At 63.1% G+C, this 22,808-nt stretch carries 22 protein-coding genes; 13 read left to right on the top strand and 9 right to left on the bottom strand.

Annotated features, from left to right (window positions below):
- Nucleotides 1–26: 26 nt before the first annotated feature.
- On the bottom strand, nucleotides 27–2,876 hold the full coding sequence (gene rapA / locus E8F20_RS03225) for an RNA polymerase-associated protein RapA (protein ID WP_280282417.1): 2,850 nt from the start codon (nucleotides 2,874–2,876) through the stop codon (nucleotides 27–29).
- Nucleotides 2,877–3,031: 155 nt separating this feature from the next.
- Between rapA and E8F20_RS03220 the strand changes: the two genes are divergently transcribed.
- The 5 genes from E8F20_RS03220 (at nucleotide 3,032) to E8F20_RS03200 (ending at nucleotide 5,754) form a co-directional block, all read left to right on the top strand.
- A complete protein-coding gene (locus tag E8F20_RS03220) occupies nucleotides 3,032–3,328 on the top strand; it encodes an aspartate-semialdehyde dehydrogenase (RefSeq protein WP_280282416.1) in 297 nt (98 codons plus the stop codon).
- Nucleotides 3,329–3,369: 41 nt separating this feature from the next.
- Nucleotides 3,370–3,966 carry an alpha-ketoglutarate-dependent dioxygenase AlkB gene (locus E8F20_RS03215; RefSeq protein ID WP_280282415.1) on the top strand — a complete coding sequence of 199 codons (597 nt, stop codon included), beginning with the start codon at nucleotides 3,370–3,372 and terminating at the stop codon, nucleotides 3,964–3,966.
- Complete coding sequence (locus E8F20_RS03210; protein WP_169338765.1) at nucleotides 3,963–4,127, top strand: hypothetical protein; 165 nt, start codon at nucleotides 3,963–3,965, stop codon at nucleotides 4,125–4,127. The genes E8F20_RS03215 and E8F20_RS03210 overlap by 4 nt, the downstream gene beginning before the upstream one ends.
- 279 nt (nucleotides 4,128–4,406) lie before the next feature.
- The gene (gene ccoM, locus E8F20_RS03205; RefSeq protein ID WP_280282414.1) at nucleotides 4,407–4,523 is read left to right on the top strand and encodes a cytochrome c oxidase subunit CcoM; all 117 of its coding nucleotides are present in this window, start codon (nucleotides 4,407–4,409) and stop codon (nucleotides 4,521–4,523) included.
- Between the two features lie 103 nt (nucleotides 4,524–4,626).
- Entirely contained in the window at nucleotides 4,627–5,754 is a 1,128-nt protein-coding gene (locus tag E8F20_RS03200; protein ID WP_280282413.1) for a GNAT family N-acetyltransferase, read from the top strand.
- Here the strand turns inward: E8F20_RS03200 and E8F20_RS03195 are convergent, their stop codons facing one another.
- The 5 genes from E8F20_RS03195 to E8F20_RS03175 all read right to left on the bottom strand — a co-directional run bounded on the left by E8F20_RS03195 (nucleotide 5,755) and on the right by E8F20_RS03175 (nucleotide 10,562).
- Nucleotides 5,755–6,039: a DUF2790 domain-containing protein gene (locus tag E8F20_RS03195; protein ID WP_280282412.1), complete on the bottom strand. Its 285-nt coding sequence runs from the start codon at nucleotides 6,037–6,039 to the stop codon at nucleotides 5,755–5,757. It lies immediately after the preceding gene.
- Nucleotides 6,040–6,374: 335 nt separating this feature from the next.
- Nucleotides 6,375–8,207 carry an ABC transporter ATP-binding protein gene (locus E8F20_RS03190; protein ID WP_280282411.1) on the bottom strand — a complete coding sequence of 611 codons (1,833 nt, stop codon included), beginning with the start codon at nucleotides 8,205–8,207 and terminating at the stop codon, nucleotides 6,375–6,377.
- A 57-nt stretch (nucleotides 8,208–8,264) separates the two neighbouring features.
- On the bottom strand, nucleotides 8,265–8,819 hold the full coding sequence (locus tag E8F20_RS03185) for a peptidylprolyl isomerase (protein ID WP_280282410.1): 555 nt from the start codon (nucleotides 8,817–8,819) through the stop codon (nucleotides 8,265–8,267).
- Nucleotides 8,813–9,622: an alpha/beta hydrolase gene (locus E8F20_RS03180; protein ID WP_280282409.1), complete on the bottom strand. Its 810-nt coding sequence runs from the start codon at nucleotides 9,620–9,622 to the stop codon at nucleotides 8,813–8,815. Before E8F20_RS03180 ends, E8F20_RS03185 begins: the two co-directional genes overlap by 7 nt.
- Nucleotides 9,623–9,635: 13 nt before the next feature.
- Complete coding sequence (locus E8F20_RS03175) at nucleotides 9,636–10,562, bottom strand: LysR family transcriptional regulator (RefSeq protein WP_280282408.1); 927 nt, start codon at nucleotides 10,560–10,562, stop codon at nucleotides 9,636–9,638.
- Nucleotides 10,563–10,671: 109 nt separating this feature from the next.
- Here E8F20_RS03175 and E8F20_RS03170 point away from each other — a divergent pair, with 109 nt between their 5' ends.
- From E8F20_RS03170 to E8F20_RS03150, 5 genes are all read left to right on the top strand, one after another.
- On the top strand, nucleotides 10,672–10,986 hold the full coding sequence (locus E8F20_RS03170; RefSeq protein WP_280282407.1) for a 3-phosphoglycerate kinase: 315 nt from the start codon (nucleotides 10,672–10,674) through the stop codon (nucleotides 10,984–10,986).
- A 160-nt stretch (nucleotides 10,987–11,146) separates the two neighbouring features.
- A complete protein-coding gene (locus E8F20_RS03165; protein WP_280282406.1) occupies nucleotides 11,147–11,746 on the top strand; it encodes an FMN-dependent NADH-azoreductase in 600 nt (199 codons plus the stop codon).
- A 413-nt stretch (nucleotides 11,747–12,159) separates the two neighbouring features.
- Nucleotides 12,160–13,056, top strand: a complete 897-nt coding sequence (rarD, locus tag E8F20_RS03160) for an EamA family transporter RarD (protein WP_280282405.1) — start codon at nucleotides 12,160–12,162, stop codon at nucleotides 13,054–13,056.
- A 224-nt stretch (nucleotides 13,057–13,280) separates the two neighbouring features.
- Entirely contained in the window at nucleotides 13,281–14,612 is a 1,332-nt protein-coding gene (locus tag E8F20_RS03155; RefSeq protein ID WP_280282404.1) for a DEAD/DEAH box helicase, read from the top strand.
- 2 nt (nucleotides 14,613–14,614) lie between these two features.
- Nucleotides 14,615–15,097 (top strand): DUF1294 domain-containing protein, encoded by a 483-nt coding sequence (locus E8F20_RS03150; protein ID WP_280282403.1) that lies wholly within the window; start codon nucleotides 14,615–14,617, stop codon nucleotides 15,095–15,097.
- A gap of 235 nt (nucleotides 15,098–15,332) precedes the next feature.
- On the opposite strand, the gene E8F20_RS03145 is transcribed toward E8F20_RS03150, so the two are convergent.
- Nucleotides 15,333–16,310 (bottom strand): zinc-dependent alcohol dehydrogenase family protein, encoded by a 978-nt coding sequence (locus tag E8F20_RS03145; RefSeq protein WP_280282402.1) that lies wholly within the window; start codon nucleotides 16,308–16,310, stop codon nucleotides 15,333–15,335.
- Between the two features lie 216 nt (nucleotides 16,311–16,526).
- On the opposite strand from E8F20_RS03145, the gene E8F20_RS03140 reads away from it, so the two are divergent.
- Nucleotides 16,527–17,585, top strand: coding sequence for a haloacid dehalogenase-like hydrolase (locus tag E8F20_RS03140; RefSeq protein ID WP_280282401.1), 1,059 nt, complete (start codon nucleotides 16,527–16,529; stop codon nucleotides 17,583–17,585).
- A gap of 183 nt (nucleotides 17,586–17,768) precedes the next feature.
- On the top strand, nucleotides 17,769–19,061 hold the full coding sequence (locus E8F20_RS03135; protein WP_280282400.1) for a phospholipase: 1,293 nt from the start codon (nucleotides 17,769–17,771) through the stop codon (nucleotides 19,059–19,061).
- A gap of 107 nt (nucleotides 19,062–19,168) precedes the next feature.
- Here E8F20_RS03135 and E8F20_RS03130 read toward each other — a convergent pair whose 3' ends face one another.
- Complete coding sequence (locus E8F20_RS03130) at nucleotides 19,169–19,489, bottom strand: DUF2855 family protein (RefSeq protein WP_280282399.1); 321 nt, start codon at nucleotides 19,487–19,489, stop codon at nucleotides 19,169–19,171.
- An 82-nt stretch (nucleotides 19,490–19,571) separates the two neighbouring features.
- On the opposite strand from E8F20_RS03130, the gene E8F20_RS03125 reads away from it, so the two are divergent.
- Nucleotides 19,572–20,252, top strand: coding sequence for a TetR/AcrR family transcriptional regulator (locus E8F20_RS03125; RefSeq protein ID WP_280282398.1), 681 nt, complete (start codon nucleotides 19,572–19,574; stop codon nucleotides 20,250–20,252).
- A gap of 87 nt (nucleotides 20,253–20,339) precedes the next feature.
- Here the strand turns inward: E8F20_RS03125 and E8F20_RS03120 are convergent, their stop codons facing one another.
- The gene (locus E8F20_RS03120; RefSeq protein WP_280282397.1) at nucleotides 20,340–22,670 is read right to left on the bottom strand and encodes an LTA synthase family protein; all 2,331 of its coding nucleotides are present in this window, start codon (nucleotides 22,668–22,670) and stop codon (nucleotides 20,340–20,342) included.
- Nucleotides 22,671–22,808 lie beyond the last annotated feature (138 nt).

Below are 22,808 nucleotides of genomic sequence, written 5' to 3'. Positions count from 1 at the left end.
CGCCCGCCGCATCCTGCGAACCGCCCTTAGCCTGCGACGAGGATGCGGATCGATTCCAGGCGCAGGGCCGCCTTGTCCAGCAGTTGAAGTCCCTCGTCACGCTGGTGGCGAACGGCTTCCAGTTCGCTGTCGCGTACGCTCGGGTTCACGGCCTGGAGCGCTGTGAGGCGCGCGAGCTCCTCGTCCAGTTCGGCCTTCAGGCGGCGCTGGGCTTCGGCCACGCGTTCGGCATGGCGCGGGGCGATCTTGGCTTCGCCGGCGTTGATCTGTGCCGCGAGCACGTCGCGCTGGGCCTGGACGAACTTGTTGGCACTGCCGCGCGGCACGCTTTCCAGTTGGTCGTTGAGGGTGTCGAAAGACACTTTGGAGGCCAGGTCGTTGCCATTGGCGTCCAGCAGGCAGCGCAAGGCCTTGGGCGGCAGGAAGCGGCTGAGCTGCAGGGCGCGCGGGGCCACCGCTTCGCTGACATAGATCAGCTCCAGCAGCACGGTGCCAGGCTTGAGTGCTTTGTTCTTGATCAGCGCCACGGCGGTGTTGCCCATGGAGCCGGAGAGCACCAGGTCCATGCCGCCCTGCACCATCGGATGTTCCCAGGTGAGGAACTGCATGTCCTCGCGGGACAGGGCCTGGTTGCGATCGTAGGTGACGGTCACGCCTTCGTCGTCGCCGAGGGGGAAGCCTGCGTCGAGCATCTTCTCGCCGGGCTTGAGTACCAGGGCGTTCTCGGAGTGGTCTTCGCTGTCGATACCGAAGGCTTCGAACAGCGACTCCATATAGATGGGCAGGGCGAACTGGTCGTCCTGCTCGAGAATGTCCTCAACCAGTTGCTCGCCTTCACCGGCACCGCCGGAGTTGAGCTCCAGCAGGCGGTCACGGCCGTTGTGCATTTCACCTTCGAGGCGTTTGCGCTCGGTTTCGGCTTCGTTCACCAAGGCGTTCCAGGCATCGTCGTCGCCGCCTTCGAGCATCGGTAGCAGACGCGGACCGAACTGGTGCTGGATGGCATTGCCGGTGGGGCAGGTGGCGAGGAAAGCGTTCAGTGCCTGGTGGTACCACTGGAACAGGCGTTCCTGCGGGCTGGTTTCCAGGTAGGGCACGTGAAGCTGGATGGTGTGCTTCTGGCCGATCCGGTCGAGACGGCCAATACGCTGTTCCAGCAGGTCCGGGTGGGCCGGCAGGTCGAACAGCACGAGGTGATGGGCGAACTGGAAGTTGCGGCCCTCGGAACCGATTTCCGAGCAGATAAGCACCTGGGCGCCGAACTCTTCGTCCGCGAAGTAGGCGGCGGCACGGTCGCGTTCGAGGATGCTCATGCCTTCGTGGAACACGGTGGCAGGAATGCCGGAGCGCACACGCAGGGCGTCTTCCAGGTCCAGGGCGGTTTCCGCGTGGGCGCAGATCACCAGCACCTTGAACTTCTTCAGCATTTTCAGGGTGTCGATCAGCCACTCGACGCGCGGGTCGAAGCGCCACCAACGCTCGGCGTCATCGCCGCTGTCCTGCTGGGACTGGAAGCTGACTTCCGGGTAGAGGTCCGGGTGGTCACCGATCGGCAACTCCATGTACTCGACCGGGTTGGGCAGCGGATAGGGGTGCAGGTTACGTTCGGGGAAGCCCTGCACGGCGGCGCGAGTGTTGCGGAACAGCACGCGGCCGGTGCCGTGGCGGTCCAGCAGTTCGCGCACCAGGCGCGGAGCAGCTTCCTCGTCGCCAGCGGCCAGGGCTTTGAGCAGGCCTTCGCCTTCTTCCCCGAGGAAGCCTTTGATGGTCGCTTCGGCCTTGTCGCTCAGGCGGCCCTGATCCAGCAGTTCCTGGACGGCTTCTGCCACGGGGCGGTAGTTGGCGCTTTCGGCGCGGAAGGCTTCCAGATCGTGGAAGCGGCTCGGGTCCAGCAGGCGCAGACGTGCGAAGTGGCTTTCCTGGCCCAGTTGTTCCGGGGTGGCAGTGAGCAACAGCACGCCGGGGATGGTTTCGGCCAGTTGCTCAACCAGGCGGTATTCGGGGCTGGCCTGTTCCGGGTGCCAGACCAGGTGGTGGGCTTCGTCGACCACCAGCAGGTCCCAACCGGCGGCGAAGGCTGCATCCTGGGCGCGCTCGCTGCTTTTCAGCCACTCCAGGGATACCAGGGCCAACTGGCTGTCCTCGAAGGGGTTGCTGGCGTCGCTTTCGGCGAAGCGTTCGGCGTCGAACAGGGCGACCTGCAGGTTGAAGCGACGGCGCATTTCCACCAGCCACTGGTGCTGGAGGTTCTCCGGTACCAGGATCAGTACCCGGCTGGCGCGACCGGAGATGAGCTGGCGGTGGATGACCAGGCCGGCTTCGATGGTCTTGCCCAGACCCACTTCGTCGGCCAGCAGGACGCGCGGTGCTACACGGTCGGCCACTTCACGGGCGATGTGCAGTTGGTGGGCGATGGGCTGGGCGCGGGTGCCGCCCAGGCCCCAAAGGGAGGATTGCAGCAGCCGCGAGCGGTGCTCCAGGGTGTGGTAGCGCAGGGCGAACCACTTGTGCGGGTCGATCTGGCCGGCGAACAGGCGGTCATTGGCCAGGCGGAACTGGATGAAGTTGTTCAGCTGGGTTTCCGGCAGGATGCGGGGCTCATTCTGCGCGGTGATGCCGTGGTAGATCAGCAGGCCGTCGATATCTTCGACTTCCTGGACGTTGAGCTTCCAGCCGTCGAAGTGGGTGATTTCGTCGCCCGGAGCGAAGCGCACGCGGGTCAGCGGCGCATTGCGCAGCGCGTACTGGCGGGTCTCGCCAGTGGCCGGGTAGAGCACGGTGAGCAGGCGGCCATCCGATGTCAGGATGGTTCCGAGCCCAAGCTCTGCTTCGCTGTCACTGATCCAGCGTTGCCCCGGTTGATACTGCTGCGCCATGCGTGTCTCCCTGAGATGAAAAAAGCCGCGTATGTTAACGGAACCGAGGGCGCAGGGCGACGCCGGATGCGGCCCGTATATCCGCAAAAGTGTAGCGAGCGCCGGTAAAGAAGCGGCAAAGACGGCCGACAGACTGACCAAAGGAGGGCTTCATCATGTTGCCACCCATTCCGCAAGGCCTGGTCCCTGTTACCGCCCAGCAGGATGTGGTCAGGCCGCGCCCCGACATTCCGCCGGTCACGCCCGTGCAGGAGAGCGCACAAGAGAGTGCCGTCAGCCTGGACAAGCGCCATCCCCAGGAGGCCGAGGAACTGCTGCGCGAGGAGCAGCGGCGGCGCCAACGGCGGGGCTACACGCCCCAGGAACTGGCCACGGGGGAGGTGGCTGAAGCAGACCAGGCCGAGCTGGACGAGTTGCCGCGTCAGGGGTTGTGGGTGGATGTGGAGGTTTGAGCCGAGCACAATGGGCCTGATTCTTCCTTGAGCCGACACCGGTGGACTTGTTCGACGATATCCCTCTCCGATTGCCCGACGCTGAATTGCGCTTTGAGCCGCACTTCCTTTCTTCGGCGCAGGCGAACGATTGGCTGGCCCGGCTGGTGGCTGAAACGCCCTGGGAACAGCCCGAAGTTTATCTCCATGGCCGCTACTATCCCGTGCCACGGTTGGTGGCGTGGTACGGCGACCCCGAGGCCAGCTACCGCTATTCCGGTCTGACCCATCAGCCATTGCCCTGGACGCCACTGCTGGCGGAGATCCGCACGCGGGTTGCAGAGGCAGTGGGGCAGCCTCTCAATGGGGTTCTGCTCAACTATTACCGGGACGGCCAGGACTCCATGGGTTGGCACAGCGACGACGAACCCGAGCTCGGGCGCAATCCGCTGGTTGCTTCGCTCAATCTGGGTGGCACCCGCCGATTCGACCTGCGCCGCAAGGGCGCGAGCCGCATCGAGCATTCCCTGGAGCTGGGCCATGGCGCGCTACTGGTCATGAGCGGGCCAACGCAGCATCATTGGCAGCATCAGGTGGCGAAGACCCGTATCCCTTGCGCCCCCCGGCTCAATCTCACCTTCCGCTGGATCCGCTTATGAGCAACGACGAAAATCTGATCGACTTCGGCGCCGAGCGCGACAAACGCATCCATGACGTCCACGAAAAGCGCCTGAACGACATGCGCAAGGCATTCGAGCAGGCCATGCCCCTTTCTCAGCCCAAGGGCAAGAAGGGCGGCAAGAAGCCGAAGAAGCGCTGAGGTCTTCCGGCCTTACCCGCACTCCGATCGGCGATCCACCGAGATTCTGTCCACCGCTTTGCGGGGGGGCGAATTCATTCGCGAATGAATTGGCTCCCGCCAAGCGTCTGTTCCAATCGTTCCCGCTGTCTCATGCCCTCCGAAAATTGACCTGGATCAGTATCCCGACCGCCTTTCCGCGGGCCGTTGGAAGCTATTGATCCAGATCAATTTTCGCGTCCTGCTGCGCGGGTACCTTGAACCCATCGAAGCAACAACGCCACACGCAGGAGGCAGATCATGTTCGTCGATACAGTGGTTCTTGCCGGTATGGGCACCGTCGGTCTCATGGTCGCTTTCTTCGCCGGGGTTGGTTACTTCATCTGGAAGGACTCGCAAAAACGCAAACCGCGTTGAGTTACTCCGGTTTTACAGGCACGCAAGGCACCTCGGGCGACTTCGGTCGCCCATTTTTTTGTTCCCGCTTTTCTTCCATCGCGGCCCGCGCCAGACTGGCGCCATGCCGATCCTGACCCTTTCCCGCCTTTCTGAAATCGATCCGCAGCACTGGAATGCCTTGCTGCCGGACGACCAGCCATTCCTGCAGCACGCCTTTCTCTGCGCCCTGGAAGAAAGCGGTAGCGTGGGCGGCCGTAGCGGCTGGCACCCGGCTCATCATCTCTTGCGTGGGGCGAACGGCGAGCTGAAGGCTGCTCTGCCGGCCTATCTCAAGAGCCATTCCTACGGCGAGTACGTCTTCGACTGGGCCTGGGCCGATGCCTGCCAGCGCGCTGGTATCCCGTACTATCCCAAGTTGCTGGCGGCAGTACCCTTCACTCCGGTAGGCGGTGCACGGTTGCTGGCGGTGGATGACGCGGCGGCCGGCGAACTGCTCGACGCAGTGGTGGCCGATGTCGCCGCTGACGATCTTTCGGGGCTGCACATCAACTTCACCGACGCCTTTGCCGACCATCACCTGCATGGCCGTGAAGGTTGGCTGGAACGCCTGGGCTGTCAGTTCCACTGGCGCAACCACGGTTATCGGGATTTCCAGGATTTTCTCGACGCCCTGAGTTCGCGCAAGCGCAAGCAGATCCGCAAGGAGCGTGAGCAGGTGGCGGGGCAGGGGATCGAGTTCCAGTGGCGCTGCGGCCAGGAACTGGAGGAATCGGACTGGGATTTCATCTACGCCTGTTACGCCAACACCTATCGGGTGCGGGGCCAGGCGCCCTACCTGACGCGTGCCTTCTTCAGCCTGCTGGCCGAACGGATGCCGGAGGCCATTCGCGTGGTGCTGGCGCTGCAATCGAACCGACCGGTTGCCATGGCGTTTTCGCTACAGGGGGGAGACACCCTTTATGGGCGCTACTGGGGGTGTCTGGCAGAGTTCGACAGGCTGCATTTTGAAACCTGCTTCTACCAGGGAATCGACCAGGCCATTGCCACAGGACTCCAGCGTTTTGATGCCGGGGCCCAGGGTGAGCACAAGTTGATTCGAGGATTCGAGCCGGTGATCACCCGCTCCTGGCACTGGTTGGCCCATCCTGGCTTGCGTGCCGCGGTGGACGATTTCCTGGTGCAGGAGCGGGGTGGGGTGCTGGCCTACGCGGAAGAGGCGCGTGGCCTGCTGCCCTATCGGCGAGACTGATCAGCCGATTTGGGTGGTGTCGGGGGTGACGGTGCTGCCGCCCCACTCGAGGAAGCGGATCTTGTGCACTTCACCTTCGCTGTCTTCGTAGACGAGGGTGACCGGCACGACGCCGATTTTCTGGGAGGTATCGGTGCGGTGCAGCACTTTCTGGACGTCGATCTCCATCCCGTAGTGGTAGTCCACTGGCGCCACTCCGGCACCTTGATTCTGAAGGCCATCCTGGGCGAATACGCTGGGCGCGAGGCTGGAGAGCAGGGCGCTGACAACTGAGGCCATTTTCATAAGGCTTGTATTCCTCTGTTGGGTTTCGCTTACAAGGGACTTTATCTGACCCATCGAGAACGGTTAGTTCAGTGACCCCCTTCGACGACCCTGCTTTGAGCGTTTTTTGATCGCCCGGAATTGCCCGAGCTAGAGTTGCTGCGACCGTTTGTCGCGCTTCTGGAAATTTTCCCTTTCCTGGTCTATCGGGGCGTTCACGATCCCGATCAATACATTTGAAATTGGGAAGCCATGTCCTTAGGGCGTGGTCATGAATCATCGGCTGTGCCTGTGACGATCGGAATGCCTGATTTACAGGATGAAGTCGGATTGTCAGTAGTGCGACGCGGCAGGGCTCATTCCACGCCGACGAAGCCGCCGGTCTGGTGCTGCCAGAGGCGCGCGTACAGGCCCCCCTGTGCCAGCAGTTCCGTGTGGCTGCCGCTCTCGACCACGCACCCCTTGTCCAGCACCACCAGGCGATCCATACGGGCGATGGTGGAAAGGCGGTGGGCGATGGCGATCACCGTCTTGCCGCGCATCAGGGTTTCCAGGCTTTCCTGAATGGCGGCCTCCACTTCCGAGTCGAGTGCCGAGGTGGCCTCGTCGAGGATCAGGATGGGCGCGTCCTTGAGCAATACGCGCGCGATGGCGATGCGCTGACGCTGACCGCCAGACAGCTTCACGCCCCGCTCGCCGACATGGGCGTCGAAGCCGCGGCGCCCACTGGCATCCGAGAGCAGTGGCACGAATTCATCGGCACGGGCCTTGCGAATGGCATCCTGCAGTTCGGCATCGCTGGCTCCGGGGCGGCCGTAGAGCAGGTTATCGCGGATCGAGCGATGTAGCAGCGAGGTGTCCTGGGTGACCATGCCGATCTGCGCCCGCAGGCTCTCCTGGGTTACCAGGGCGATGTCCTGGTCGTCGATGAGGATGCGCCCGCCTTCCAGGTCGTAGAGCCTCAGTAGCAGGTTGACCAGGGTCGATTTGCCGGCGCCCGAAGGGCCGACCAGGCCGATCTTCTCGCCGGGGCGCACTCGCAGATCGAGGTTCTCGATCACACCGCTGCCTTTGCCGTAGTGAAAGGCGACATCCTCGAAGCGCACTTCGCCACGCCTGACTTCGAGCGGTTTGGCGCTCCTGCTGTCGGTCACCTGGCGCGGTACCGCGATGGTCTGCATACCGTCCTGGACCTGGCCGATGTTGTCGAAGATGCCGGTGACTACCCACATGATCCAGCCGGACATGCTGTTGATACGCATCACCAGACCGGCCGCGAGGGCGATGGCGCCGACGCTGATCAGTCCCTGGTTCCACAGCCACAGGGCCAGGCCGCAGGTGGTGACGATGAGTGCGCCGCCCATGCCGGTGATGGTGGCGTCCATGGCCGTAATCACCCGTGCGGTCATCTGCGTCTTGCGGGTCTGTTCGTCGATGGCCTCGCGAGCGTAGTCCTCTTCCTTGCGGGTGTGGGCGAAGAGTTTGAGGGTGGTGATGTTGGTGTAGCCGTCGACAATGCGCCCCATCAGCTTGGAGCGTGCGTCCGAGGACTCCACCGAGCGTTGCTTGACCCTGGGGACGAAGTAGGCGATGGCGGCGATGTAGCCGACGATCCAGATGGCCAGCGGCAGCATCAGGCGCCAGTCGGCCTCAGCGAATAGCACCAGGGAACTGGCGGCGTAGATGAGGACGTGCCAGAGGGCATCTACCGCCTGCACCGCCGAGTCGCGCAGGGCGTTGCCCGTCTGCATGATGCGTTGGGCGATACGTCCGGCGAAATCGTTCTGGAAGAAGCCCAGGCTTTGCTTGAGTACGTACCGGTGGTTCTGCCAGCGGATCAGGTTGGTCAGGCTGGGGGTGATCGCCTGGTGGACCAGCAGGTCGTGCAAGCTGTTGAACAGCGGGCGCAGCAACAGGACCACCAGGGCCATCCAGGCCAGTTCATAGCCGTGCAGAGCGAAGAACTGCCCGCTGGGTGTGCTTTGTGCCAGGTCGACAACGCGACCCAGGAAGCTGAACAGCGCGACCTCGATCAGGGCGACGATCAGTCCGACCAGCAGCAGGGCGCTGAAGATCGGCCAGACCTGGCGCAGGTAATGGACATAGAAGCGCAGCACACTGCGCGGGGGCATCTCGTCTGGCGCCTGGCGGAACGTGTCGATCAGGCGCTCGAAGCGTTGGAAGAGCATGGCGAGTCCATCCGAGGAAGAGCGGTTGGCCCGGGCGTCCTGCCCGGGCCAAGAGGATCAGAGCCGTTTGGCGGAGAGGATCACCACCGGTTGCATTGGGACGTTCTGGAACATGCCACGGTTTCCGGTGGGCACGTTGGCGATCTGGTCAACCACATCCATGCCGCGCACCACTTTGCCGAACACGGCGTAACCAAAGTCGCGGCTGCCGTGGTCGAGGAAGGCGTTGTCGTTGTGGTTGATGAAGAACTGGCTCGTGGCCGAGTTCACCGCCTGGGTCCGGGCCATGGCCAGGGTACCGCGCAGGTTGCGCAGGCCATTGTCCGCCTCGTTCTTGATCGGGTCGCGAGTGTCCTTCTGGCTCATGTCGGTGTCGAAACCACCGCCCTGGATCATGAAACCGGGGATCACGCGGTGGAACACGGTGCCGTTGTAGAAGCCGGCGTCCACGTAGTCGAGGAAGTTCTTCACGCTGACCGGGGCCTTGTCGGCATCCAGTTCCACTTCGATTTCCCCGGCACTGGTGGTCAGCAGCACATGGGGCTTGTCGGCGGCCATTACGGTGAGGGAGACGAGCAGGGCGCAGGCGCCCAGGACGAGTTTCTTCAGCATGGGTTTTGTTCCTTGTTGCGCTCCACTTCGGCCAGGAAGTCGAGCAGGGTGGTGTTGAAGCGGTCGGGTTGGTCCAGCGGCGTGGCGTGACGGGAGTTCTCGATGACCACCAGGCGAGCGTTGGGCATCTCCTTTACGTAGGCCTCTTTCTGCGAAACCGGGGTGTAGTCGTGGTCGGCGGTGATCACCAGGGTAGGACACTGGATGCGTCGCAGGCGATCCCGCACGCCCCAGCCGATGATGGCGTTCAAGGCCGAGAGGTAGGCGCGTTTGTCGTTCTGCGGCCAGCGTTCTTCGATCTTGCGGCGCAAGTCGGCCTGCTCGGGCAGCGGGAACAGCAGGCTGCCCAGGGCCTTGGCAATGCGGTCGAGGCTGAGCAGACGCGAGAAGATCCAGCGCTTGGCGATTTCCAGGTAGTCCTTCGGCGAGTGGGGCTTCACCTCAGGTCCGCTGTTGACGATGGTCAGGCTGCGCAGCAATTCGGGATGATCGACGCCGAGCTGGAAACCGATCATGCCGCCCATGCTGATGCCCACCAGATGGACATCGATCAGCCCGAGGTGCTCGATCAGTGCCGTCACGTCATCGGAGAAAGCGGCGATGCTGTAACGCTCGTAAGGCTTGTCGGAGCGGCCGTGGCCGCGCACATCCAGGACGATCACCCGGTAGTGGGCGGCCAGGGCAGGGACCTGGTACTCCCAGTCTCGGGTGCTCGAACCCAGTCCGTGGACCAGCACTACCGGCATGCCATGGCCGTAGTCCTCGTAGTGAAGCTGACAACCATCGTTCTCGAAGTAGGACATGCATGACCTCCTGTCAGATGCTGGAAACTGGTGCCGCGAAGGCAACGTCGAGTGGAGCGGAGTCGAAAGTCTTGATCAGTTCGACCAGGATCTGCGAGGCCGGCCCGAGCGCCTTGTCCTTGTTGGCGTAGAGATAGAAGGAGGGATGGCGGCTGCCGCCTTGCTCCATGGGCAAGGGCTTGAGCTGGCCTTCCTGGAGTTCCCGTTCGATCAGGTGGCGTGGCAGCCAGGCGAAACCGAGGCCGCTGCTGACAAAGTTGGCGGCGGTTGACAGGCTGCCCACCGTCCAGCGTTGTTCGGCGCCCAGCCAGCCGACGTTGCGTGGCTGGGTGCGCCCGGTGTCGCGGATCACGACTTGCAGTTGGCTCTCCAGGTCCTGGAAGTTGATCTGGCGTTGCAGTCGGTGCAGGGGATGGTCGGGATGGGCGACCGCGATGAACTCCACCGAACCGAGGCCCGCGCCCAGGTAGCCCTGGATGTCCAGGGTGGTAATGGCCAGGTCCGCGGAGCCTTCCAGCAGCACCTCCTCGACACCGGACAGCACTTCCTCACGCAGGCGCACGCGACAACCACGGCTTTGCGGCATGAAGGCGGACAGTGCACGCACCAGGCGGGCGTTGGGGTAGGCCGCATCGACGACCAGGCGTACTTCGGCCTCCCAGCCCTGCTCCATGTGGTGGGCGAGTTCTTCAAGCTGGCTGGCCTGCTTGACCAACTGCCGCGAACGACGCAACAGCACTTCGCCTGCTTCGGTCAGCACCGCCTTGCGCCCTTCGATGCGCAACAGGGGGACGCCCAGTTGTTCCTGCATGCGCGCAACCGTATAGCTGACCGAGGATTGCGAACGGTGTGTAGCCTCGGCAGCCTGGGCGAAGCCGCCATGGTCCACCACGGCCTGGAGGGTGCGCCACTGGTCCAGGGTAACGCGCGGGGCTTTCATGCTGTCCTGCTCCTCTAGCTGCTTATGCCGGTAAATTGCGCGCGCCCATGGCGCTGATGCCGCTTGCGGCGCTCTGTTAAGCTCGCGTTCTCTGCACTGGAGATCGCCCATGAAAAAACTGTGTTGTGCCTTGTTCGCCCTGCTGCCAACCCTGGCCTTCGCCTACCCGATCGAGGTGGAGAAGCAGTACAACGGTGCGGAGATCGTTTACGACACCACCGACATCGACAACAACCTGGCCGCCATCAATATCCAGAACCTGGGCGGGACCACGGCCGAGTGCAAGGCAGTGTTCGTCAACGGCCCGGAAACTCCCAAGGTGCGCAAGGCGCTCATCGAGAGCGGCAAGAGCGCCTACCTGACCGCCAATTTCACTCGCGCGGTGATCAAGCTGCGGATCAAGCTGACCTGCAATCCGAGGTAGCCGGCATGCGGATTCGGGCGCAGGAACCAGCCTAGTGCCCCTCCTGCTACAAATCAACTTTCTTGATATGTTGTAGCGGATATTTACGCTTTTTTATCGATTTGTGACGACATAATCTGCGCCCCATCGACGCAATCAACCCCCGATGGAGGTAGCCCAAATGTCCCGTGTACTCGTCATCGAAAGCAGCGCCCGCCAGCAAGGCTCCGTCTCCCGCCAGCTCACCCAGGACTTCATCGCCAAGTGGCAAGCTGCTCACCCAGCCGATGAAATTACCGTTCGCGACCTCGCGGTGGACCAGGTACCGCACCTGGACGCCGACCTGCTGGGTGGCTGGATGAAGCCGGCCGACCAGCAGAGCGAAAGCGAGAAGGCTGCCCTGCAGCGCTCCAATCTGCTGACCGAAGAGCTGCTGGCTGCCGACGTATTGGTGATGGCGGCCCCCATGTACAACTTCGCCATCCCCAGCACACTGAAATCCTGGCTGGACCATGTGCTGCGTGCCGGCGTCACCTTCAAGTACACCGAAACCGGCCCGAAAGGTCTGCTCACCGGCAAGCGCGCCATTGTCCTGACCACTCGCGGCGGTATCTATTCCGGTAGCCCGATGGATCACCAGGAACCCTACCTGCGCCAGGCCATGAGCTTCATCGGTATCCATGACGTGACCTTTATCCACGCCGAAGGCCTGAACTTGGGTGGCGAGTTCCAGGAAAAAGGCCTGGCCTCGGCCAGGGCTCAAATGGCCCAGGTGGCCTGATCCGTTAGCTCCCCAGCTCCGCCAGGTGTCCCTCCCGCTCCGTGGACGCCTGCTGACTGCCCGGCCTGATTCAGGCCGGGCTTTTTTATTTGAAGAATGGAGAGATGCAGGCTGGCGACCTGTTTTCGCGAATGGGCGGGTTCCCGCCAACATTCCTGCCTGACTTGGCAGCACGTCCTGGCGCGGATGGCCCATTCTCTCTCCAGGAAGGGTTTGGAGTGAGGGACGCTGCGGCCGGTCCGGATTACCAAGCCATGCCGTTTTCAACAATGCCGACGACGGGTCTGTCCGGATGGTCAACTATGCCCGTTGTTAAGCTTCCGCTCGCGGCAAGGAAGGCGTATGTTCGCCGGCTGCTTTGTGAGGCCCCAGATGAGTTCGCTTCATTCCCTTTCCTACGTGTCGAGGCGGTCATGAGGCTGTCGGGCCGTGGTGTCGCGCTGTCGCTGACGGCGTCTGTCCTGTTTGCCCTGATGCCGGGTTACGTGGGTGAGCTTGCGCCCCTGGATGGCGTGCAGATTTTCGCCCAACGGGTGCTCTGGTCGATTCCGGCGGTGTTCATCCTATTGGGGCTGACCCGACAGTGGCCGACGTTCATCTCGGTACTCGGTCGGTTGCGGCGCGAACCCTTGTTGTTGGCAGCTCTGCCGTTGGCGGCGGTGCTGATTGGCTTGCAATGGGGGCTGTTCCTCTGGGCGCCGTTGCAGGGGCGAATGCTGGAGGTATCACTTGGCTATTTCCTGCTGCCCCTGGCAATGGTGGTGGCTGGTCGGGTGTTCTATGCCGAGCATCTGCGACCACTGCAACTGCTGGCGGTGCTCTGTGCACTGGCAGGTGTGCTCCATGAACTCTGGCTGACCCGTGCCTTTTCCTGGCTTACCCTGGCTACCGCCCTGGGGTACCCGCCTTATTTCATGCTGCGTCGTTGGATGAAACTGGATGCGCTGTCCGGTTTCATCCTGGAGATGGCGGTGCTGGCGCCCCTGGCCATCTGGCTGATCGCAAGTTTTTCGCCACAGGGGGCGTTCAGCCAGGCGCCGCAGCTTTGGTGGCTGATTCCTGGGCTGGGGCTGCTGGGCACTCTCGCTTTCGCCGCCATGATGGCGTCCAGCCGTCTCTTGCCCCTGGGGCTTTTCGGGATTCTCAGCTATGTGGAACCGGTGCTGCTGTTCGCGGTAGCGGTAGCTTTCCTGGGTGAGCCTTTCAACCCTGCCCAGCTCTGGACCTACCTGCCAATCTGGCTGGCCGTGCTGCTGATCGGCTGGGACAGCGCCCACCTACTTCGCAAGCAGGCCCGGCAGGGCCTGTAATAGATGGTCCCGCAGCAGCGGGGCCAGGTTCTCCGGGATGTAGCCATCGAGGCTGGCGGCGACGCAGTAGATCAGGGCTGCGTGCATGGCCGGGCTCCGGGATCGGGTGACGTGAGCGTATACCGGCCAGGGATTTCCGTCGCTGCGTCGCTCGGAATTCGGGCGTTTGCTCGCGACTCCGGGTAACCTATGCAGCTATTTACGCTTTCGATCGAGGTAGCCCTGTGTTTTCCCAATTCGCCCTGCACGAACGTCTGCTCAAGGCCGTTGCCGAACTCAAATTCGTCGAGCCGACCCCGGTGCAGGCGGCGGCCATTCCGCCGGCCCTGGAGGGGCGCGACCTGCGGGTGACCGCCCAGACCGGCAGCGGCAAGACCGCCGCCTTCGTCCTGCCGCTGCTCAACCGCCTGATCGGCGAGGCCAAGCCGCGCGAGCGCATCCGTTCGCTGATCCTGTTGCCGACCCGTGAACTGGCGCAGCAGACCCTGAAGGAAGTGGAACGCTTCTCCCAGTTCACTTTCATCAAGTCCGGCATCGTTACCGGCGGCGAGGACTTCAAGGTGCAAGCGGCGATGCTGCGCAAGCTGCCGGACGTCCTGGTCGGAACCCCGGGGCGCCTTATCGAACACCTCAATGCCGGCACTCTCGACCTCAAGGAAGTGGAAGTGCTGGTGCTGGACGAAGCCGACCGCATGCTCGACATGGGCTTCGCCGAAGACATGCAGCGCCTGACCAACGAGTGCGCCAGCCGCCAGCAAACCCTGCTGTTCTCCGCCACCACCGGTGGCGCCGCGCTGCGCGAAGTGTCCGCCAGCGTGCTGCGCGACCCGTTGCACCTGCGCCTGAACAGCGTCGACCAGCTCAATGAAAGCACCCGCCAGCAGATCATCACGGCGGACCATCCCGAGCATAAGGAACAGCTGGCACGCTGGCTGCTGGCCAATGAGACCTACCAGAAGGCAATTATCTTCACCAACACCCGCGTCCAGGCCGATCGTCTCTATGGGCACCTGGTGGCGGGGGGCTACAAGGCGTTCGTACTCCACGGCGACAAGGACCAGAAGGACCGCAGGCTGGCCATCGAGCGGGTGAAGCAGGGTGGTACCAAAGTGCTGGTGGCCACGGACATCGCGGCCCGTGGCCTGGATATCGAAGGCTTGGACCTGGTGATCAACTTCGACATGCCGCGCTCCGGCGACGAGTATGTGCACCGTGTCGGCCGCACCGGTCGTGCCGGTGGCGAGGGGCTGGCGATCTCGCTGATCTGTCACAACGACTGGAACCTGATGTCCAGCATCGAACGCTACCTCAAGCAGACGTTCGAGCGCCGGGTCATCAAGGAACTGAAGGGCACCTACACCGGCCCGAAGAAGGTCAAGGCCTCTGGCAAGGCCGCCGGCACCAAGAAGAAAAAGACCGACAAGAAAGGCGACAAGAAAGCCCCCGCCAAGTCTGCTGCGCCCAAGCGCAAGCCAAGCAAGCCGCGTGAGGAATCCCGCGTGGTGAGCGGTGACGGCCTGGCGCCGCTCAAGCGCAAGAAGCCGGCAGCGGAGTAACGATGCGCCGGGTCGCCGCTCTGGCTTCGCTGTCCGTGGCGGCCCCGGTATCGGCTGAGGTTTATCGCTGCGTGCAGCCTGATGGGATGGTGCAGTACACCGATCGAGGCTGCGCTTCGCTGGAGGCTTCGCAGCCTTTGGTGGCCAGCGATCCAGGCGCAATGATGGGGCTGCTGCAGCATGCCGAACAGGTTCTTCCATGGCCGGGCGGCCTCAGCCTGGGGCAGTTGGTGCTGCTGACTTACGCGTTCATGAGCCTGGTCTGCTTCGTTGCGTATTGGCGCGACAAGCGCTTTGCCGTGGCCGGAGCGCAACGTACTCCCGAGTCCCGCCTTCACCTGTACGAACTCCTGGGCGGCTGGCCGGGGGGTCTGCTCGCCCAGAGGCTGATCCGCCACAAGAACCGCAAGGTCGCTTACCAGGTGAAATTCTGGCTCATCGTGGCCGTGCACCTGGGCTTGCTGGGGTTCTGGGTATTGCATTGAGGTGAGCACGGCGGACCTGCGGCCCGCTTGGCGAATGAATTGGCTATGTCTGCATTACGTGTTGCAAGCACCTGCATCGCCTGTAGGAGCTGGCTCTTGGTCCGCTGGTCAATCTCTAGCAACAGCTAACGCAGACAGAGCGAATTAATTCGCCCCTTCTGGAATGCGTCGAAGTTCGGATAGGCCACGCTCTGCACCCTCTCCCGCTTGCGGGAGAGGGCGGGGGTGAGGGCGCTTATGGCACCAGGACGATCTTCCCATCACGCTCGCCGCGGGCTGCGGCGGCGACGGCTTCCTTGATCTGGCTGATGTCATAGGTGGCGGCGATGCGTGCCTTGATCTTACCGCTGGCGATCAGCTGGATCAGTTCACCGAACAGCTGCATCTGTTGCTGCGGAGTGGCCTGGCGGAACCAGCGGGCCAACCAGAAACCTTTCAGGGTCACGTCGCGGAACACGAAGGAACCGGGGTTGACCTGGCAGGGTTCGCCGCTCATGCGGCCGTAGTTCACCAGCACACCTCCTTCTGCGAGGCTGGCTGCCAGGTGGTCGGTGGATGCGCCGCCCACGGCGTCGATGCCCAGCTTCACCGGCGCGCCACCGGTGACCTCGCGCACACGCTTGGGCAGGTCAGGGCCGTCTACCAGCACCGCGTCACCGCCTTCGGCCTGTACGCTGGCCACCGCCGAATCGCGACGTACCACGTTGATGGTCTTCAGCCCGCGAATCTTCGCCAGCTGGATCAGGTAGCTGCCCACCCCCGAGTTGGCGGCGTTCTGAATCACCCAATCACCGGCTTGCAGCTCGACGAAGTCGCGCAGCATCAGGTAGGCGGTGGGCGGGTTGACGGTGAGCATCGCCAGTTGCTTCGGGTCGGCGCTGGGCAGCGGGATCAACTGCTTGGCGTCAGCGATCAGGTGGGTGCGCCAGGTACCGCAACCCACCGGCAACAGCACGATCTGGCCGGGCTTGAGGTTGGTCACATCGGCGGCCACTTCCACGACTTCGCCCACGCCTTCGTTACCGCCAATGGCGGGCAGCGGCGGCAGCATGCCGTACTCGCCGGTGAGCGTGAGTACATCTGAGGGATTGATCGGTGCCGCCAGCACTTTCACCAGCGCTTGGCCGGCGCCTACCGGCGGCAGCTCGAACTCCACGGCTTCGATCACGTCTTGGGGCACTGGGCCACGGGTCTGGTATTCGGCTTTGAGCATGACGCTTCTCCTGGCGGCTCTGAGGGGCCTTGAGTCTAGCCGCTGGCGGGCGAGAGGCGCTGAATCCCCCGGCATTTGCATCAGTGATGCGATGGCGCGATGAAGACGGCGGAGGTCGTTCTGGAGCGGGAGCCGGGCGGGGCCTTTGCTAGGTTCGGCAGCGAAGCTGGAGTAGGGCTTCCGTACGCTCACGCAACCCATCAAAGGGACAAGAAGATGAAGATCGCCAAGACATTGATGTCCGCCGTGCTGTGCCTCGGACTGGCCGGCGCCGCCCAGGCCGCCACCGAGCTGAAGCACTGGCCGGAGCCCGCCGCCAAGCAGTTGGATGCGCTAATCGCCAAGCACGCCAATCAGGGTAACTTCGCTGTGTTCGACATGGATAACACCAGTTACCGCTACGACCTGGAGGAGTCCCTGCTGCCGTTCCTGGAGATGAAGGGCGTTCTCACCCGCGAAAAGCTGGACCCTTCGCTCAAGCTGATTCCTTTCAAGGATGTGAAGGGCCACAAGGAAAGCCTGAACAGCTACTACTATCGCCTTTGCGAAGCGGACGACCTGATTTGCTACCCCTGGGTCGCCCAGGTGTTTTCCGGTTTTACCCTGCGTGAGCTGAAGGGCTACGTCGATGAGCTGATGGCCTATGGCAAGCCAATCCCCGCCACCTATTACGACGGGGACGAGGTGAAGACCATCGAGATCAACCCACCGAAGATATTCACCGGCCAGAAGGAGCTGATGAACAAGCTCAGCGAGAACGGTATCGAGGTGTACATCATTACCGCTGCCTTGGAAGAACTGGTGCGCATGGTCGCGTCCGACCCGCGGTACGGCTACAACGTGAAACCTGAGAACGTCATCGGCGTTACCACGCTGTTGAAGGATCGCAAGACGGGGGCCGTGACCACCAGCCGCAAGCAGATCACCGATGGCAAGTACGACGAGAAGGCTAACCTCGACCTGGAGCTGACCCCGTACCTCTGGACTCCGGCCACTTGGATGTCCGGCAAGTACGCGGCAATCCTGACCTACATCGACGAGTGGAAGAAGCCGATCCTGGCCGCCGGCGACACGCCCATCAGTGACGGCTACATGATGTTCCACGGCACCGATGTCGCTAAAGGCGGTATCAATCTGTGGGTCAACCGCAAGGCCAAGTACATGGACCAGATCACTGCCATGCAGAAGCGCAATGCAGAAGCCCAGGCCAAGCAGGGGCTGCCCGTGACGGCGGACAAGAACTGGGTGGTGGTCATCCCCGAAGATATTCAGTGAGATCCTGAATCGGCTTTACAGCAGCGGCCGCCCTTGGGCGGCCGCTTCGCTTGTGCGCATTGCACTAAAGTCATTCCTGTCGGCTTGATCGGTGAGTCTGGCTGTCCTGGCTGGACAGTGAAGCTGCCCGCCGTGGCTGGTACCCTGCCGGGCCTTGCTCGAAACCCTGTCATGGAGTGATCGATGAAGTACCTGGCGCTCGCCCTCAGCCTGAGCCTCGCCGGCCTGCCGTCCGCGGCGCTGGCGTGGTCCAACCATGCCCTGGGGACCACCCTGGCGCTGGCCGGCCTGCCGCAGATCAAGGACGCGCCGCCGGTGCAGGTGGAGAGCCTGGCGTCCTTCCTGGAAGAGGAGGGCGTGGCCCTGGAACAGTTGCTGGACGAGCAAGAGGAGTTCTTCCGCGACAACCTGCCGGGTTACCCAGCCCGGCCCGACGACCTGCGCTGGATCCCCCTCCACGGTGGTGACCATCGCAAGGCGTTCCTGATGGCGCTGCGAGTGAACCCGGAGATCAAGCTGGCCCACTTCGTCCAGGCCCTGCCAGGCATGGACTGGAGCGGGCGGGCGCCGCTGGATGCCTCCGACGTGTTGGTCTTCCGCAAGCTCAGCCTGTGGCGCGAATGGCGCTTCTACCAGGTGCATCCCGGCGAGATGCTGCCGGCCCTGGCAGTGGTGGCCAGCGCCGCCGATGAACCGGATTACGGACACGACATTAACCTGTTCAGCGACAATCCAGGTGAAGTGGGTGCCCGTTACAACTTCGGCAAGCAGCCTTTTGGTGATGCCCGCTTCGAATTCTCGTCCCAGGCGCCATTCCATATCGGCTACTACCACGAGGACGAGATCATTTACCACGCCGCACCTTACCTGGCGCGAACCTATCCCGAGGTGCGGGTCTACCAGTATCTGGGCCTGGCGCGCTTCGCCTTCGAGAGTGGCCACCCTTACTGGGGCTATCGCTTCCTCGGCTGGGGTTTGCATTACATCCAGGACCTGACCCAGCCTTACCACGCCAAGGCCCTGCCGGGGCACGGCACGCTGCGGTTGATCTGGGTCGCGCTGAAGGCCACCGTGGGTCTGGACAGCGACAAGCTGGCGGCTATCGAACAGGTGGCCAACCGCCACACCGAGGTGGAGCAGTACCAGGCCGACTGGCTGCGCAAGCTGCTGCGGGAAGGCAGCAACGACAATCCGCTGTTGCGCGCCTACGCGGATAACCGCACGGACGGTGACTATCCACCCTTTGACGGCGAGTCCCTGCGAAGGGTTGTGTCACAGGAGTCCTACGATGCCGCGGACGACTTCGACGCTCGCATCGCCCACTGGCTGGCTGGGGGGCAGGCGCAAAGTGGCTTCAGCCAAGGCAACCGGCTCGCACCGCTGCCCGAAGACGTCCAGCTCAACCAGGCGCTGGTGCGGCTGATCCGCCATTTTGGCGCTCACAGCCGCAACGTCACGCGGGCCACTTTGCCCTGATCCGTCTCAGAGACGGATCACATGACCTTCGTCTGCGGCTACCCGGCCGTGGAAAAGGTCGGCGATCAGGGCCTGCGCCGCTTCGTAACCCCGGCCTTCCACCACACTTATCCAGGGACGGGGCGGTCGGCTGACCTGCTGGTAGAAGTCCAGCAGTCCTTCGCCAATGTGCCGGCTGACCTGTTCCGGCCCCACTTCACTGGCATGTGGCCCCAGCCTTCCTCGCCGGTGGGGAAGAACTGCCAGTACTGCATGGAGTCGCCGAAGGCGGCGTAGGTGATGTTGTTGGTGGTCAGGGAGAAAAGGTCCAGGCGCAGGACAATCTCGCCCTCGGCGGCTTCAAGGCTCGTTTCCTGGCACACCAGACGGGTCTGATCGAGGGCGTCCTTACGGGTGAAAAGACGTGATACTGTGCTGCGGTTTGGCATTTCCGGCTCCGGCTGTGGAAGAGGACGGAACAGGCTAACAAGGGCTCCCGCACCGCGGGTTCGGAAACCGGCAGAGGTCCCCATGCAACCTGCAAAGCTCCGCAACAAACCGCTCAAGCGCCCCACCCAGGCACGCGCCCGTTTCACTGTGGACGCCATCTTCGATGCCTTTGTTCGGATTCTCCGCCAGCGCGGCTGGAGTGGCGTGACCACCCGAGCAGTGGCCCTGGAAACCGGCGTCGCGGTGGGTACCCTCTATGACTACTTTCCCAGCAAGGAAGCCTTGCTCTCCGGCTATATTCGCCATCAGGTCGAACGCCTGATGCAGCGACTGGAGCGTGAGGTGGTGCTGGCTACCGGACTCGACTGGCAAACCCGCGTGCGGCGCCTGGTGCGATTGTCCTGCGGGCAGGTGGATGAACAGGCGCGGCCTTTCTTCGATGCAGAGTTGCTGGAGCTGGAGCGTGCCATTGCCGAGCCCTGGCACCACCAGCGGGTGTATCAGGAACTGGCCTGCAAGTGGCGCGAGGCGGTGGCCGCGTGCGCCGACCTGCCGCGCCAGCCGCGTCCGGAGAGCATCGATGCGCTTTTCATCGCCGTCTGGGGCGGACGCCGCTACGGACTGACCGCCCAGCTTTCCGGACAACAGGTGGAGGCCTGGCTGCTGGAGATGGAGGAGCTATGTTGCGCGCGCATCCTCATGGAGCTTGCACGCGCAGCGGACGTCCTGACGTCGCCGCCTTCCTCGAACCTTCAGGGTTAGCCCCCCGCTCAATCGCCGGTCCGTAGGAGCGATGGGACGGCTTGGCCGCCCATCGCGATCGATTTCGTTCCTGGGAATCGACAGGGCTCAGTGATACTGCTGCAGCTTCAACTCGGTGTTTTCTGGCAGCACATCACGCTCTTCACCCGGATTTTCCAGTTCGCGCTCCGTGGCGTCCTGTTGGCGGGCCAGTAGGCCAAAGAGGGTGGTGATGGGGTGCAGCGGGCGCTTCTGCGCCACCTGACCGTTGTCGGCGGCCACGGCCGGGGGCGGCAGCGGTTCGGTGGTGACGCGGAAATCGCTGATCTCGATCACTCCACGGCCTTCGGCCAGCAGGTGGAAGGAGAAGGCCTTGCGCGCTTCGGGGTTGTCAAAGGCGAAGTTGACCTTCAACGGCTTGCCCTGTTTCAGCAGTGGCATCTCCGGTATCGGCAGGGCCACGTCGCGCTCGAACTCCTTGGCCTTCAGCCGCAACTGGGCGCCTTGCTTGTCCATGCGCAGCACCTTGATGGTCATCTGCACACTGGTGCGGCTGTGCTTCGGCAGTTCCATGTACTGCGCGCCGATCAGGTTGTCAGCCCAGTCATCCTTGGCTTTTTCCTTCAGGCGGATGCGTTCACGCGTGGCGAACTGGTACTCCTGACCCAGGGTGCCGCCCTGCAGTGACTGGTCCAGGAGCGCGGCGCGCTGGGTAACCAGTCGGGCCTTCCTGCCACTGTCGCTGCCCAGGTAGCGCGCTTCGTCGGCAATGAAACCTTCGCTCTGGTAGCGCCGGCAGACCTGGCGGAAATCGCATTCGGTGAACGTGTCCTTGCCGTCGTGGTAGCGCAGCTTGCCGTTGGTATAGGACATCATCTCGCGGCCGCTGGCGTAGTCGCGGAACAGCGAGCGGCCAGACAGGTTCTGCGGTACCCGGTAGCCGAAGTAGTCGAGGATCGAGGTGGTCAGGTCGACGTGGCCATAGACGCCGCTCTTGATAGGTGGCAGCGACGCCTGCTCGGGAGCCAGCACCAGGTTGAAGCCCCAGGCTGAGGCAAGACGGACATTCTCGATGCCGTGGGATTCATCAGAAGTGATGATCACCAGGGTGTTTTTCAATACGCCCTGTTTTTCCAGGCCGATGAGGAACGCGTCCACTGCGTCATCCAGGTAGGCGATGGCAGCCTTCTTGGAATCCGGATAGCGCATCAGGTACTCGGCCGGGGCGGAGTAGGGCTGGTGGGTGCCGACTGTGAGCAAGGTGAGCATCCAGGGTTTCTTCTGCTGGCGCAGCTGCTTCACGTAGGTCTGCGCACCTTCGAAGAAGGCCTTGTCGTCCATGCCCCAGGGAAATTCCAGGTAGGCCTTGTTGGGGAACCAGTCACGCCCACGGGTCTTGTCGAATCCCATCTGCGGCATGATTTTGTCTTTCGCCATGAAGCGTAGCCCGGCGCCCTGAAGGAAATGGGTGCTGAAGCCGTGTTGATGCATCTGCGAGGGCAGGCAGGCCTTGGAGCGGGCCGGGTTGTGCAGCAGTTCCAGTCCCTTGGGCGTGCCCGAGTCCAGCTTGCTGTAGTCGCCGCAGAGCATGGCGTACAGGCCACGGATAGTCTGGTGGCTGTGCAGCACGTAGTCGGGCGTGGTCATCGCGCGTTCGGCCCAGGCACTGAGCTTGGGCATCAGCGAGTCCTGGTAGCTGCTGTTGATTGCCGCCCGGTTGGCGGCGATGTAGGCGCCGGGGATGCCTTCCAGGGCAATCACCAGCACATTGCGTGCGCGGCCGGGGCCTTGGAGCAGGGGCATGCCGTCGAGGTCCAGGCGTGCCAGGCCGGCGATGTCCGGTGGCGTCTCGGGCTGGTCGCCATCGAGCCAGTCTTCAACCGCCAGTTGGCCGCTGTTCACGGCGCTGGCCATCAGCTTGTGGGGCAGGTTGAACTGTTGCCATTGGTCGGCGTCGCTGGGCTGCACGGCCTGCAGGGTGACGTGCCCCATCAACAGGGCGGCGGGCGCGGCGAACCATTTCCAGTTCAGCGGGCGATGCCGGCGGCGCCAGCACAGCAGGCAGGCCAGCAGGCTGGCGCCAAGGGCGATGCCCAGGTAGGGGTGGGCAATGCCGCCGCCCTGGGTGGAGTGACTGACGAACTGCGGGTCGAGCAGGTACTTGAGATCACCCGGTTCCGGCATCCGGCCAACTGCGCCTACCAGTTCGGCGTTGCCCAGGATCATCACGCACCAGAGCAGCATCAGTGGCAGCGCCAGCCAGAGCGAACGGCCATAGAGCAATGCGAGCAGGAAACTGCCAAAAGCGAGGTCTGACAGGTAGCCGAAGGGATTTGACCAGCCCAGCCAGTAGCGGCTGGCGAGGGGAATCACCAGGAAGAGCACGCCAAGCGTTGCGAGCGATAGGGACTGCGACAGCCATTGGCTGAATGGGCGCACAGGAACTCCTGAGATGTGACAGTGAGAATCCGTCGAGTGATGCCGGAATACATGAAGGTCGCACTTGCGACGACACGATTCTGAAACATCGTTGTGCTAGCGGCCAGTAGACAGTTTTGCAGAATGAAAATTCAGGCG

The organism is Pseudomonas sp. BN415, from assembly GCF_029871195.1.
In the GTDB taxonomy this organism is placed as follows: Bacteria; Pseudomonadota; Gammaproteobacteria; order Pseudomonadales; family Pseudomonadaceae; genus Metapseudomonas; species Metapseudomonas resinovorans.
The sequence above is the reverse complement of the archived record's forward strand: the minus strand, read 5'-3'. Positions and strand labels throughout refer to the sequence as shown.